This window comes from Fictibacillus sp. 26RED30 (assembly GCF_015903845.1).
Taxonomy (GTDB): Bacteria; Bacillota; Bacilli; order Bacillales; family Fictibacillaceae; genus Fictibacillus; species Fictibacillus phosphorivorans.
In genome coordinates, this window is the sequence record NZ_JACZDV010000001.1 from 862,367 (window position 1) to 874,553 (window position 12,187).

A 12,187-nucleotide genomic window follows, 5' to 3' on the forward strand; every position below is an offset into this window, starting at 1 on the left:
ACTTCATGGTCGATTTTTGTTTGAATATTTTTTATAATAAGAAAAGAGTGGAAATATGTACATATGGGGGAGAAATAATGTTATTACAAGATTTAAGACAAACATGGGAACTTGATTCCGTTTTTCCTGGTGGTAGTGAATCGAAAGAACTATTAGCTGAAATAAATTGGACGGAGAACGAAGCGAAAGAATTAGCAAAAAAAGCAGATTCCTTCACGTTTTCAAACGAAACTTTCTTATCATTGATCAAAGAGCTACAAAGTTTTTCTGAAAGATTATCAACTGCTGGAGCTTTCATTGGCTGTTTGATCGCTCAAGATGTAAAAGACAAGAAGGCGATGGCTCTTCGTGGTAGATTAGAATCGGTATACGCAGCATTCTCTAACGTGGGTTCAGTTATCGATCAAAAGCTAATGGATATCTCTGAAGATGCATGGAAAGATCTGATGAGTCTTCCTGAGTACGAACATATTGCGTTCTCTTTGAACGAGAGAAGAATGAATGCAAAAGAAAAGCTTGGTATCTCAGAAGAATCATTGATCAATGATCTAGCTGTAGACGGCTATCATGCTTGGTCAACGTTATACGATCTAGTGGTGGGTAGAATCTCGATCAAAGTTGAGATTGATGGAAAGGAAGAAGAACTCTCTGTAGGGCAAGCGGAGAATAAGTTTTCAAGTCCTGACCGCAACGTAAGAAAAGATACGTTTGAAAAATTTGTTCAAGCTTGGGATCACGAAGGTGAGTTTTGTGCGGCTTCTCTAAATCACATTGCAGGATTTAGAAACGAGATCTATAAGCACAGAGGCTGGGAAGAAACATTAAAAGAGCCTCTTGCGATCAATCGTATGAAGGAAGAGACTCTTTCAGCGATGTGGAACGCGATCTCTTCTCAAAAAGAGATCTTCGTTAAATACTTAGATCGAAAAGCTAAACTTTTAGGTCTAGATAAATTAAGCTGGTTTGATGTTGATGCACCATTATCTTCTGCAAACAGCAAGATGAGTTATGACGAAGCGGCTCAATTTATCGTAGAGCATTTCCGTACGCTCGCACCTAAGATGGCTGATTTCTCTGAAAAGGCATTCCTAGACGGCTGGATTGAAGCAGAAGATCGTTCTGGGAAAAGACCAGGAGGATTTTGTACCGGGTTCCCAACTAAGAAAGAAACAAGAATCTTTATGACGTTCTCAGGAACACCAAGCAATGTTTCTACGTTAGCACATGAGCTTGGTCATGCGTTCCATACGGATGTGTTAAAAGAGATGCCATACTATGCAACAAATTATGCGATGAACGTTGCTGAAACAGCTTCCACTTTTGCAGAGATGATCGTTGCTGATGCAGCAGTTTCAAACGCAAAATCGAAAGAAGAGAAAATTGCGCTTTTAGAAGATAAAGCTCAACGTTCCGTAGCCTTCTTTATGAATATTCATGCTCGTTTTCTGTTTGAAACGAGAATGTACGAAGAAAGAAAAGCGGGTCAGTTATCAGTTGAACGTCTATGTGAACTGATGGAAGAGGCTCAAAAAGAAGCATTTAACGGTGCACTCGATGAGTATCATCCTTACTTCTGGGCGTCTAAGCTTCATTTCTATATTACAGACGTACCGTTCTATAACTTCCCGTATACATTCGGTTATCTGTTCTCTGCAGGGATCTATGCAAAAGCGAAAGAAGAAGGCCCTTCATTCGAAGAAAAATATATTGCACTCCTACAAGATACAGGAAAGATGGAAGTGGAAGAGCTCGCACAAAAACATCTTGGCATAGATGTTACGAAACAAGATTTCTGGTTAAAAGGTATTGAGCTTGCTGCAGCCGATGTAGAAGAGTTTTTAGCATTAACAGAAGAATAAAATAGAATCGGCAGTTCCTTGAATAGGAATTGCCGATTTTTTGTTTTTTTTGGAGTTTATAGAACATGGAAACATTGGCTGTTAATGTGCATGAATTGTAAACCTTTGCACAGTTGCATATGGAGGAAGGGGGGGATTGAATGGATTATTTGTATCAAACTTTGTCGACTCGCCGATTATGAGCAAATCTCGCCGTATTATTGGAGAAACTAGCTGAATGAACACTGAAATTTCTAGAATTATTTTAAAAAGTGTTGGGATTACCAAGGCATATACCTAATGTGGTATTTGTTTAAACAATGTAACGCTAAATAAAAAGCTTGGCAACATCATGCCAAGCTTTCTTAATGACCGACTATTCATCTTTTTTCAATCGTAATGGTACTAATCATAAGTACAGATAACCCGAACGTCAGGAACATATAAAGAAATCCTGGGACTAGATCAACCGTCAGATAACCAGCAGCCATCAAACAACCAGCTAAAGTGATCGGCATACCCACAAATGAACCCGTAAACTCTGTGATGTTAAACCGAGCTAACCGAATCGCACCGCAAACAATAAAGATAATGGTGAAGATCATGCCTGATACACCAAACTGATGAAGGGCGACCTGATAGATTAAAAATGCAGGTGCGATCCCAAATGAGATCAAGTCGCAAAGAGAGTCTAATTGTTTTCCGAACTCGGACTCAATATTTAACTTTCGAGCTACCATTCCATCAAAACGATCAAACAAACCGGCTAAGAAGATTAAGATGAATCCTAATTTCAAATCTCCTGAAATCATAATTAATAACGCCAAAGTTCCTAGTGATAAATTGATCAATGTTAAGAAGTTAGCGGTTTGTCCCTTCACTTTCTTAAACGTTGAATCAATGCGCTCTCTTTCGAGCATGAACATACAATCACTCCTCAAACGGGTAACCGGCTAAAACGCAGTAAGTGCGCATCTTCCAAAGAGATAAACAATGATCCTTTGAAAAATAAACTTATCCTTGTTCGTTGCTTAAAATTATATACCCATTCTAATCATTATATGACAACGAGAAAGTGATTAATAGTAGATATTATTCAAGGAGTATTGGAACTATCTTTCTTTTCTAGTTCATTGAATACCGTTTTATCTGAAAGTGGTACTCCTGTTCTGTATGCTGCTCTTGAAATCATATGCCCCGCTACTGGAGCAGTCATCAGAACGAAAAGGATACCAAGTATCAATTTACCGCTAAACACATGCATCTCTGACAACACATAGATGAAGGAACCGATCAGGATTCCAGATACACCCAAAGTCGAAGCTTTACTGGCAGCGTGAAGTCTTGAATAAACATCAGGAAAACGGAGTACCCCAAGTGTTCCTGAAAAGATGATAAAGGTGCCAGCGATGAGGAAGAAGCTAATCACGATCTTGATCAATGATAACACCCTTTTCTAGAAATTTTGCAACAGCGACAGTCGCAATAAACGTCAATATTCCGATCAATAAGATAATATCGTTCAGCTGAACAGTATCCAAGATAATTGCCATAATACCAGTGATGGCGATCAAGTTAATACCGATCGTATCGAGAGCTACAACGCGATCTGGATTTGAAGGACCCGTTACCGCTCGATAGAGAAGAAGCAGAATCGAGATGGTCGTTACGAATAAACAAACATGAACAACGACTGTGAACCAATCTGTCATCGTGTTACCTCCCTTATTGCTTTTTCAAATGATTCCTTAATGCTAACGATGGTTTCATTGACATCTGGAAGATCGAGCGCATGGATATAGATATATCGTTGATCTCTTGAGACATCCACAGACAAAGTTCCAGGAGTTAAGGTGATTAAGTTAGCCAGTAAGGTGATCTCCCAATTCTTCTTAACATCAATTGGAAGTGCGAGTATACCCGGTTGAAAATCAAGCTTCGGTTTATAAATCCATTTTAAAACTTCAATATTTGCTAGAAGAAGTTCTTTTATGAACAAAAAAATGAGATAAAGAATCGCTCTCACATGTTTAAAATAGTACGAATCAGGAATGAATCGATTCAGCAAGAAGAGAAGTGCTGACCCAATCACAAATCCAACTATAAAACTTGCGAAAGAGTAGCTCTCAGATAAAAACATCCAAATAACGCCGATCAGCAAATTTAGAATAAGTTGAAATGTCATGGAATTACTCCTTTAATACATAATCGATATAGATTTGCGGATCGATCAGACTGTCTGCTGCTGCCTGGACATATGGATAGAACCATTCTGCTCCAACACCAAGCAAGATAGAGATTGCGATCAATACAGCTGATGCTGCTAATCCTGAGGTTTTCACAGCTTGTTTCGGCTCTTCTTTTAGCTCACCCCAGAATGCGCCGATAAAGATGCGAATCACAGAAAATAAGATTAACAGACTTGATAATAATCCGACTCCAGCAGCTATATAATGTCCTTCATCCATTGCACCTCTTAAGAGGAGGTATTTCCCGATAAAACCACTAAAAGGCGGGATTCCGGCTAATATGAGAGATGCGATAAAGAACATCCAACCCATAAGTGGTGCGGTTTTTATATATCCACCCATCTTTTTTAGGTTTGACGTTCCAGCATGCCAAACAAGTAGGCCAGCAAGGAAAAATAAAGCCGCTTTAATCGCCATATCATGAACAAGGTAGTAGATCGTACCTGCAAGTGATTCTGCTGAGAACGTTCCTATACCGAGAAGCATAAAGCCGATCGCTGGCATGATATTATAAGCGATAATCAATTTCACATTAGATGTAGAAAGGGCACCAATGACTCCGATGATCATGGTTAGAGTTGCTACCCAAATAAAAAAGGTGTGTGTGAGCTCAAGTTTATGAGAAAAAATGAGTGTAAAGACTCTTAGCATAGAGTACACACCTACTTTAGTTAACAGTGCTCCAAACAATGCAGAGACGATTGGTGATGGCACGATATACGATTTAGGAAGCCAAAAATACAAAGGAAATAGAGCACCTTTTGTCGCGAAAACGATAAATAGTAAAATCCCAATTCCTGTTAAGATACCTTGCTGTTCTACTTGGGCAACACGTTCCCCGAGTTGCGCCATGTTAACTGTACCGGTAACAGAATAGAGAAAAGCTACCGTTGTAACGAATAGAATGGACGAAAACAGATTGAGTAAGATGTATTTTACAGATTCCCGAAATTGATGCTTGGAACCCCCGATAATGATCAATCCATAGGATGCCATTAACAACACTTCAAAAAACACGAACAGGTTGAACAGATCTCCTGTTAAGAAAGCGCCACTCACCCCTGCGATCAGTAAAAAGAACAAAGGGTAAAAGTAGTGCTGTACCATCTTTTCTGTAACGGATGATAGCGCGAAGATAGCTGCAGTGAATGCGATCACATTCACAGCGAGTATCATGATGACGGACAGCTTGTCTGCAACAAGAATGATTCCGTAAGGCGCTTTCCAACCACCTGTTTCTAAGGTTAATGGTCCGGTGGAAAATACATGGTAACTTAAGAAGATCGATACGCCTAAACTTAACAAGACCACTAGAAATGAAATGTTTACCGTTACTTTTTGTTTCTTATTAAAGAAAACAAGTAAAGCTCCGAAAAACAAAGGTATAAATATTGGCAAGAATACTAAATTACTCATCATCTGTTCCCCTTAGCTGATCCATCATATCTGTCTTGTTGCTTTGATAGGTTCGATAAGCTAGTACAAGTAGAAAGCTCGTAACCCCAAAACTTATAACAATAGATGTCAGTATTAGCGCTTGAGGAAGAGGATCGGTATAGTCCTTGATCCCCTCAATTAATATAGGAGGTTTTCCACGGTTTAATTTTCCCATCGTTAAAATAAACAGGTGAGCTCCATGTGATAAAAGCGCCGTACCAAGTACAATTTTTAATAACTGTTTTTGAAGTATTAGATATACGCCGGCTGCAAATAACGTTCCGGCAAGTATAGACATAATTATTTCCATTAGTGGTTCATGTCTCCTTTATCCCGGTATTTTATCATGGCATAAATGCCTAAAGCAGCTAGACCAAGTACTGCTATTTCAAATAAAGTATCCAAGCCACGGAAGTCAACAAGGATGACGTTGACGATATTATCTCCACCGCCAAGCTTATAAGAGTTATCTACAAAATATTTTGAAATGCTCTCAAAATATTTAGAGCTATGAGCGGAGATCGCTACTACAGTTAAGAGTGCTCCCGTCGAAGCCGCAATAATAAAATCTACAAGCTTTTCAGAAGGTTTCTTATCCGATTTCTTCAATTTTGGAAGATGCGCAAAACATAGCAAGAAGAGAGCAACAGTTATGGTCTCAACGATGAGCTGTGTAAGTGCGAGATCTGGTGCACGGAAGAAAACGAACAATAATGAAAGACCATATCCTACAACTCCGATTACAATAATCGCAGCTATTCTCTGTGTCATCCAGATCGTTGCAATGGCAGCAACTGCCATAACAAAACCGACTAACACCTCTGGCCACGTAACCGGTGCTAAGTCATCGAACGCAATTTTAAAACCGTCTGTGACATAGATAAAGATCGATGTAGACACCACCAAGAATACAAGGATGATGGATGTGTACAATCGCAATGAACCAGTCATATAAAATTTCGTAAATTTACTCGAGAAACTCAATAGACCGTTTACGATAGACTGATATATACGATCGGTTGAAAACTTTCCAGGTACTCTATTGTAGATCGGTTGCCACCTTTTTAAAGTTAAAGCGAGAATGGTCCCGACTGCTACTACAACAAGCGACATATGCAAAGGCGTATTATCAAAACCATGCCAAAATGCTAAGTGGGTTAGAGCGAAATCTCCTGTTACTGACCCGACTGCTGGTGCAAGTAATGCCTCATTCAATGGATTTGGAAATAATCCGATCAAAACGACAAATCCAATGAGTATAATCGGAGAAATCAGCATGCCAATTGGCGCTTCGTGAGGTTTTTTCTCAAGTTGATCTAACTTGGCTTTACCTGTAAATGTGCCAAATACTAAATACATGGAATAAACAAATGTAAAGATACTTCCAACTACAGCAAGCAATGGGATCCACTCAGCAAACATTCCAGCAAAACCGCTCGTTTGCTCTAATTTCAATGAAGAATCAAAGAACATTTCCTTGCTTAAGAAACCATTGAAAATCGGAAGTGGTACTCCAGCCATAGAGAAAGCTCCAAAGAATGCTAGAGTGGCGGAGATCGGCATAAATGTATAGAGTCCGCCAAGTCTTCTGATATCTCTCGTTCCTGTCTCATGATCAACAATACCCGCTATCATAAACAAGCTGCCTTTAAAGGTAGCGTGGTTAAAGATATGGAAGATTGCAGCGAGTGTAGCAATACCAGTACCAAAGCCAAGCATTGTCATGATCATACCAAGCTGGCTGATCGTTGAATAAGCTAAAATACCCTTCAGATCAGTCTGTCGAGAAGCAAGTATCGATCCTAAACAGAGTGTGATCAGACCAACACCAGAAACGATAATGAAAAATACATCCGTCCCACTAAATATGAGTGAAAATCTGGCTACAAGATAGATCCCTGCTTTAACCATCGTTGCAGAGTGAAGGTATGCACTAACTGGAGTTGGTGCTTCCATCGCATCAGGAAGCCAGCTGTGAAATGGAAACTGTGCCGATTTTGTAAAAGCTCCGATTAGTAGCAATATCAATATCGGAATAAACAGATCGCTCTCAATAATGTCAGATCGATTCGCGATCATCTCTCGTATACTGTTCGTCTCGGCTGTGATGGATAGGAGTATGAGAGCACCTAGCATGGACAGTCCGCCAAAAACAGTTACGAGCATTGATTTTTGTGCACCATATGTGGAACGTTCACGATAAAACCAAAATCCAATTAATAGAAAGGATGAGATACTCGTGAACTCCCAAAAGGTATAAAGTACGAATACGTTGTCAGATAGAACGACGCCAAGCATCGATCCCATAAATAATAATAAATAAACATAGAAATGGACGAGCTGTTCTTTTTTCGATAAATAAAAGATGGAATAGAGTACGACAAGTGTTCCGATTCCGGTGATTAATAGCGAAAAAAGCATGCTAAGTCCATCCAAGTAAAAACTTAATTGGATGTCGAGTGATGGAATCCAATTCGCGATGCTTTGAACGATCTTCCCTTCAGCCAATGTAGGCAGTTTTGAAATAAACAGAATAAAAAGCACTGCTGGAACAGGCAGAACAAACCAACCAGTATGTATCCGGTCTACTTTCTTAGCGGCAAGTCCAATGAGCAATGCTGCTAAAAAAGGAATGAGTATGTAGATGTGCAACATGAATACCGGTAAACCTCCTTAAAACCCAAAAATAATCGTCATAGTCCATTACATTGTAAGCAAAACCTTTCCTTTTTAGCAAATACTTTACCAAAGAGAAACTCTCTAATCAGATTGATTTTGCATCTCTTGAATATCCTTCCCAAAAAATACCTAACCTATTTGAGAGGTGATTGAAAATGAGACTACTACATACATACGGAATACTCTTGATTTTGTTTCAACTAACTGGCTGTTTTAATGATTCTATTTATAAAAGAGATGAGACGAGTCCAAAGTTTCAACCGAGAGAATACTACAGGAAGCACGTTAGCTTCTCTGAAGCAGGCGTTTCAAACGCCTCTTCATTAGCAGAAGAAATGAAAAGGGAAATTAAGAAAGATAAATTTATTAAACGTGCAGTAGTGGTTAAAGAAGGTGGCAAATACGTAGTGGCGATTCAGATGAAGTCTTACCACTACAAAAAAGCAGAATCTTTGAGTAAAAAATACAAGCAGGCGTGGGAAGAGCAGTGGAGAATTCCAATTGAAATAACTTTTAATCCAGGAGAATATCGAAAAGCTGAAAGAGAGTTGGCCACAAAAAAATAGAGCGTATGTTTACGCTCTACATTAGAACTTGCTGTAATCTAGCATGAAGAGATCTTCTGTCGATCTCTTTCTTTATGAGTAGTATAAAGTCCTTACTAAGTTTCAGTTCTCTAGCTTTTAGATAAGATTCAATCAACAGGTCGTCTGAAAGTTTTTCCATAATATAGCCCTATATGAGCGGCATGGTCACCTCCTGTTTTTTATAAAAAATGGTGAAACCGTATTCTAAATTCATATAAAGTGAATATGATGATAAGTTCATGTTTTTATGTACTTGCTTTATGTACTTTGAAGCTTACCATGTATTGTAAAAAGGAACAACCGTTCGTTTATCCACAGTGTTTGGTGGATAAGTTGTGGGTAAAATGTTAACATCTTTAAGAAAGATAGCGGATACTTAGGTGAATAATGTGAATAAGATTATCCACACTGTTGGGTAGGGGAACAAATTGTCGAAAACTTTTTATTTTTTCTAAACTAGTCTATTATTAACAATTTATAAACGTTGCTTGTTTTAATTGATCAATTTAGAAGAAAAACCTCATGGAAAGCTCTTGAAATTGATCTATTATGACAGTTATTGTAGAAAAATCGTTTGTACTTCCTTTCATTACTGGTAAAATAGATACGTTGAAATGGAAACGTGAAGAGGTGCTAGAATGTTAAAACATTTTTTACCGGATCAACATGTTCAAAATATAGTGGACATCACACCGGAAATGTTAGTTGAACGAGGAGTAAAAGGTATTATCACAGATTTGGATAATACGCTTGTGGAATGGGATAGACCTGAAGCGACTCCAGAATTGATCGAGTGGTTTACTTCTATTAAAGAAAAAGGTATTTTGATCACAATTGTTTCAAACAATACACAACATAGAGTGAAGAGCTTCTCAGACCCAGTTGGCATTCCGTTTATCTATAGTGCGAGAAAGCCAATGACTAAAGCTTTCAAGCGCGCTTTGAAAGATATGAAGCTGAAAAATGAAGAAGTTGTTGTTATCGGAGATCAGCTTCTTACTGACGTACTTGGCGGAAATCGATTAGGTTTGCATACTATACTCGTTGTACCAGTGGCTAGCAGTGACGGTTTTTGGACAAGGTTTAACAGAAAGATCGAACGCATCATATTGTCTTGGATGAAAAGAAAAGGCATGCTGCATTGGGAGGAATAGGATTGGAACAAATTAAATGTGTGGGTTGTGGAGTTTCCATACAAACAGAAGACAAAGAAGCGCTTGGATACGCACCTCTTTCGGCACTGACGAAAGAGCTGCCTATTTGCCAGCGCTGTTTTCGTTTAAAACACTATAACGAAATTCATGACGTGAGTTTAACAGATGATGATTATCGTAAAATCGTCTCAAGCATTGGAGATGAAGATGCGTTAGTTGTAAAAATCGTTGATATTTTTGATTTTAATGGAAGCTGGCTGCCGGGACTCCATCGTTATGCGGGGAACAACCCAATCCTTCTTGTCGGAAATAAGCTTGATCTGCTTCCAAAATCAGTGAATCCGAATAAGGTGATTCATTGGATGAAGAAGGAAGCAAAAGAGCTAGGCTTAAAACCGATTGATGTTAAATTGATCTCTGCTGATAAAGGATATGGTATTGAAGAGTTGGCAGAGTCAATTGATTATTATCGCCAAGGAAAAGATGTATACGTGGTTGGCTGTACAAATACAGGAAAGTCAACGTTCATTAACCGTTTGATCAAACAATTTGGCGAAGAAGCTGCTGATTTGATCACAACTTCTCATTTTCCAGGAACAACCTTAGATCTCATTGATATTCCACTCGATGGAAGAAGTCACATGTACGATACGCCTGGAATTATAAATCACCATCAGATGGCACATTATGTTTCTAAAAAAGAACTGAATATCATCATGCCTAAAAAGGAAATTAAACCTATGGTGTTTCAGTTGAATGAGTTGCAGACTCTGTATTTTGGCGGACTCGGAAGAATGGATTATATAAAAGGCGGCAAACAGTCATTTGTATGCCATTTTTCAAACCACTTGAATATTCATCGAACAAAGACCGACAAAGCGGACGAACTTTATGAGAAACATCTTGGTGACATGTTAGCACCACCTGAAGATACCGAGAACTTTCCAAAGCTAAAACGCTATGAATTTGTTATAAAGGAAAGCAAAACAGATATTGTGATCTCTGGATTAGGCTGGGTAACCTTCCCAGAAGCAGGTGCGAAGGTAGCTTTTTATGCACCAGAGGGTGTAGCAGTAACGGTTCGAAAATCCTTAATCTAAGGAGAGATTTTCATCATGATTAAAGCACTTGTCATCGGAGATCCAATCGATCATTCCTTATCACCTGTCATGCAAGAGGCCGCATTTCAGCAAACAGGTATTTCTGGAGCATATGAAAAAAAACGTGTGCCTTCTGATGAATTAGAGGCGTTCGTTAATTTTTTGAAAGATAGTCACTATGCAGGATGCAACATTACCATCCCTCACAAAGTATCGATTCTTCCATTTTTGGATGAGATTGATGAGGAAGCAAAAGAGATAGGCGCTGTTAACACAGTCGTAAATAAAGATGGAAAATTGATTGGATATAACACAGACGGTAAGGGATTCTTACTGAGTTTAAAAGAAAAGATCAGAAAGCCGCTTTCAGATCTAAACGTTCTGTTGATCGGTGCTGGCGGAGCTGCTCGATCTATCGCTTATGCTCTAAGTAAAGAAGCGCCAAAATATATGGCGATAGCGAATCGTTCAGAAGGACGTCTTCATTCTTTATTAAAAGATTTGAAGGATGAGCGTATAGAAGGTATGTCTTTACAAAGAGCTGAAGAAAATCTTGCTCGTTTTGATGTGTTAATCAACACGACTAACGCTGGTATGCACCCAGATACTGAGTCGGTTCCGCTTAACCTTAACTTGCTGAAGACAGGCGCAGTAGTGAGTGATATCGTATATAATCCGCTAACAACAAGATGGCTTAAAGAAGCTGAGGAAAAAGGTGCTACTACTGATAATGGTGTATCTATGCTCGTTATGCAAGGAGCTATGGCATTTGAAAAGTGGACAGGTACTTTTCCAGATACAAATAATATGAAACAAGTCGTTATGGAACAACTTAGGAGGTAACTATGCTTACAGGTAAACAAAAACGTTTTTTACGGTCAAAGGCACACCATATTCAACCTATCTTTCAGGTTGGTAAAGGTGGAGTTAATTCAAATCTAGTCAAGCAGGTTGACGAAGCACTAGAAGCGAGAGAGCTAATAAAAGTTAGCGTCCTTCAAAACTGTGAAGATGATAAGGATACAGTAGCGTCACAACTTTCTTCTGGTTCAAAATCTCAGTTAGTACAAGTGATCGGAAGCACGATCGTACTCTACAAAGAATCGGTCAATCAAAAACGCATCCAACTCCCTTAAGGAGTGA

14 protein-coding genes are annotated in these 12,187 nt (G+C 38.9%); 6 read left to right on the plus strand and 8 right to left on the minus strand.

Annotated features, from left to right (window positions below; translation table 11 throughout):
- Positions 1-77 precede the first annotated feature (77 nt).
- Positions 78-1,859 (plus strand): M3 family oligoendopeptidase, encoded by a 1,782-nt coding sequence (locus IHV11_RS04280; protein ID WP_197193796.1) that lies wholly within the window; start codon positions 78-80, stop codon positions 1,857-1,859.
- A 359-nt stretch (positions 1,860-2,218) separates the two neighbouring features.
- Here the strand turns inward: IHV11_RS04280 and pssA are convergent, their stop codons facing one another.
- From pssA to IHV11_RS04315, 7 genes are all read right to left on the minus strand, one after another.
- Positions 2,219-2,764 (minus strand): CDP-diacylglycerol--serine O-phosphatidyltransferase, encoded by a 546-nt coding sequence (pssA, locus tag IHV11_RS04285; RefSeq protein ID WP_197193797.1) that lies wholly within the window; start codon positions 2,762-2,764, stop codon positions 2,219-2,221.
- A gap of 170 nt (positions 2,765-2,934) precedes the next feature.
- The gene (gene mnhG, locus IHV11_RS04290) at positions 2,935-3,288 is read right to left on the minus strand and encodes a monovalent cation/H(+) antiporter subunit G (RefSeq protein WP_370568623.1); all 354 of its coding nucleotides are present in this window, start codon (positions 3,286-3,288) and stop codon (positions 2,935-2,937) included.
- The gene (locus IHV11_RS04295) at positions 3,260-3,550 is read right to left on the minus strand and encodes a Na(+)/H(+) antiporter subunit F1 (RefSeq protein ID WP_197191429.1); all 291 of its coding nucleotides are present in this window, start codon (positions 3,548-3,550) and stop codon (positions 3,260-3,262) included. Before IHV11_RS04295 ends, mnhG begins: the two co-directional genes overlap by 29 nt.
- Entirely contained in the window at positions 3,547-4,023 is a 477-nt protein-coding gene (locus IHV11_RS04300) for a Na+/H+ antiporter subunit E (protein WP_197133345.1), read from the minus strand. The genes IHV11_RS04295 and IHV11_RS04300 overlap by 4 nt, the downstream gene beginning before the upstream one ends.
- A gap of 4 nt (positions 4,024-4,027) precedes the next feature.
- The gene (locus tag IHV11_RS04305) at positions 4,028-5,503 is read right to left on the minus strand and encodes a Na+/H+ antiporter subunit D (protein WP_197133342.1); all 1,476 of its coding nucleotides are present in this window, start codon (positions 5,501-5,503) and stop codon (positions 4,028-4,030) included.
- Positions 5,496-5,834: a Na(+)/H(+) antiporter subunit C gene (locus tag IHV11_RS04310; protein ID WP_197133339.1), complete on the minus strand. Its 339-nt coding sequence runs from the start codon at positions 5,832-5,834 to the stop codon at positions 5,496-5,498. The genes IHV11_RS04305 and IHV11_RS04310 overlap by 8 nt, the downstream gene beginning before the upstream one ends.
- The gene (locus tag IHV11_RS04315; protein WP_197193799.1) at positions 5,834-8,179 is read right to left on the minus strand and encodes a Na+/H+ antiporter subunit A; all 2,346 of its coding nucleotides are present in this window, start codon (positions 8,177-8,179) and stop codon (positions 5,834-5,836) included. Before IHV11_RS04315 ends, IHV11_RS04310 begins: the two co-directional genes overlap by 1 nt.
- A 179-nt stretch (positions 8,180-8,358) precedes the next feature.
- On the opposite strand from IHV11_RS04315, the gene IHV11_RS04320 reads away from it, so the two are divergent.
- On the plus strand, positions 8,359-8,769 hold the full coding sequence (locus tag IHV11_RS04320) for a hypothetical protein (protein WP_197193800.1): 411 nt from the start codon (positions 8,359-8,361) through the stop codon (positions 8,767-8,769).
- A gap of 16 nt (positions 8,770-8,785) precedes the next feature.
- Here the strand turns inward: IHV11_RS04320 and IHV11_RS04325 are convergent, their stop codons facing one another.
- Positions 8,786-8,929, minus strand: a complete 144-nt coding sequence (locus IHV11_RS04325) for a sporulation histidine kinase inhibitor Sda (RefSeq protein ID WP_197133330.1) — start codon at positions 8,927-8,929, stop codon at positions 8,786-8,788.
- Between the two features lie 499 nt (positions 8,930-9,428).
- Between IHV11_RS04325 and IHV11_RS04330 the strand changes: the two genes are divergently transcribed.
- The 4 genes from IHV11_RS04330 to yhbY are packed head-to-tail and all read left to right on the plus strand — an operon-like array spanning position 9,429 to position 12,180.
- Positions 9,429-9,944, plus strand: a complete 516-nt coding sequence (locus tag IHV11_RS04330; RefSeq protein ID WP_197193801.1) for a YqeG family HAD IIIA-type phosphatase — start codon at positions 9,429-9,431, stop codon at positions 9,942-9,944.
- On the plus strand, positions 9,941-11,044 hold the full coding sequence (gene yqeH / locus IHV11_RS04335; protein ID WP_197133434.1) for a ribosome biogenesis GTPase YqeH: 1,104 nt from the start codon (positions 9,941-9,943) through the stop codon (positions 11,042-11,044). Before IHV11_RS04330 ends, yqeH begins: the two co-directional genes overlap by 4 nt.
- A 15-nt stretch (positions 11,045-11,059) precedes the next feature.
- Positions 11,060-11,887 (plus strand): shikimate dehydrogenase, encoded by an 828-nt coding sequence (gene aroE, locus IHV11_RS04340; RefSeq protein ID WP_197193802.1) that lies wholly within the window; start codon positions 11,060-11,062, stop codon positions 11,885-11,887.
- 2 nt (positions 11,888-11,889) lie between these two features.
- Positions 11,890-12,180, plus strand: coding sequence for a ribosome assembly RNA-binding protein YhbY (gene yhbY, locus IHV11_RS04345; RefSeq protein WP_197133323.1), 291 nt, complete (start codon positions 11,890-11,892; stop codon positions 12,178-12,180).
- Positions 12,181-12,187 lie beyond the last annotated feature (7 nt).

Bases quoted from the DNA above. Each gene is read 5' to 3' on its own strand.
- IHV11_RS04315 (WP_197193799.1), bottom strand. From the start codon at position 8,179: ATGTTGCACATCTACATACTCATTCCTTTTTTAGCAGCATTGCTCATT.
- aroE (WP_197193802.1), top strand. From the start codon at position 11,060: ATGATTAAAGCACTTGTCATCGGAGATCCAATCGATCATTCCTTATCA.
- pssA (WP_197193797.1), bottom strand. From the start codon at position 2,764: ATGTTCATGCTCGAAAGAGAGCGCATTGATTCAACGTTTAAGAAAGTG.
- IHV11_RS04280 (WP_197193796.1), top strand. From the start codon at position 78: ATGTTATTACAAGATTTAAGACAAACATGGGAACTTGATTCCGTTTTT.
- IHV11_RS04320 (WP_197193800.1), top strand. From the start codon at position 8,359: ATGAGACTACTACATACATACGGAATACTCTTGATTTTGTTTCAACTA.
- IHV11_RS04295 (WP_197191429.1), bottom strand. From the start codon at position 3,550: ATGACAGATTGGTTCACAGTCGTTGTTCATGTTTGTTTATTCGTAACG.
- IHV11_RS04305 (WP_197133342.1), bottom strand. From the start codon at position 5,503: ATGAGTAATTTAGTATTCTTGCCAATATTTATACCTTTGTTTTTCGGA.
- IHV11_RS04310 (WP_197133339.1), bottom strand. From the start codon at position 5,834: ATGGAAATAATTATGTCTATACTTGCCGGAACGTTATTTGCAGCCGGC.
- yhbY (WP_197133323.1), top strand. From the start codon at position 11,890: ATGCTTACAGGTAAACAAAAACGTTTTTTACGGTCAAAGGCACACCAT.
- IHV11_RS04330 (WP_197193801.1), top strand. From the start codon at position 9,429: ATGTTAAAACATTTTTTACCGGATCAACATGTTCAAAATATAGTGGAC.
- IHV11_RS04325 (WP_197133330.1), bottom strand. From the start codon at position 8,929: ATGGAAAAACTTTCAGACGACCTGTTGATTGAATCTTATCTAAAAGCT.
- IHV11_RS04300 (WP_197133345.1), bottom strand. From the start codon at position 4,023: ATGACATTTCAACTTATTCTAAATTTGCTGATCGGCGTTATTTGGATG.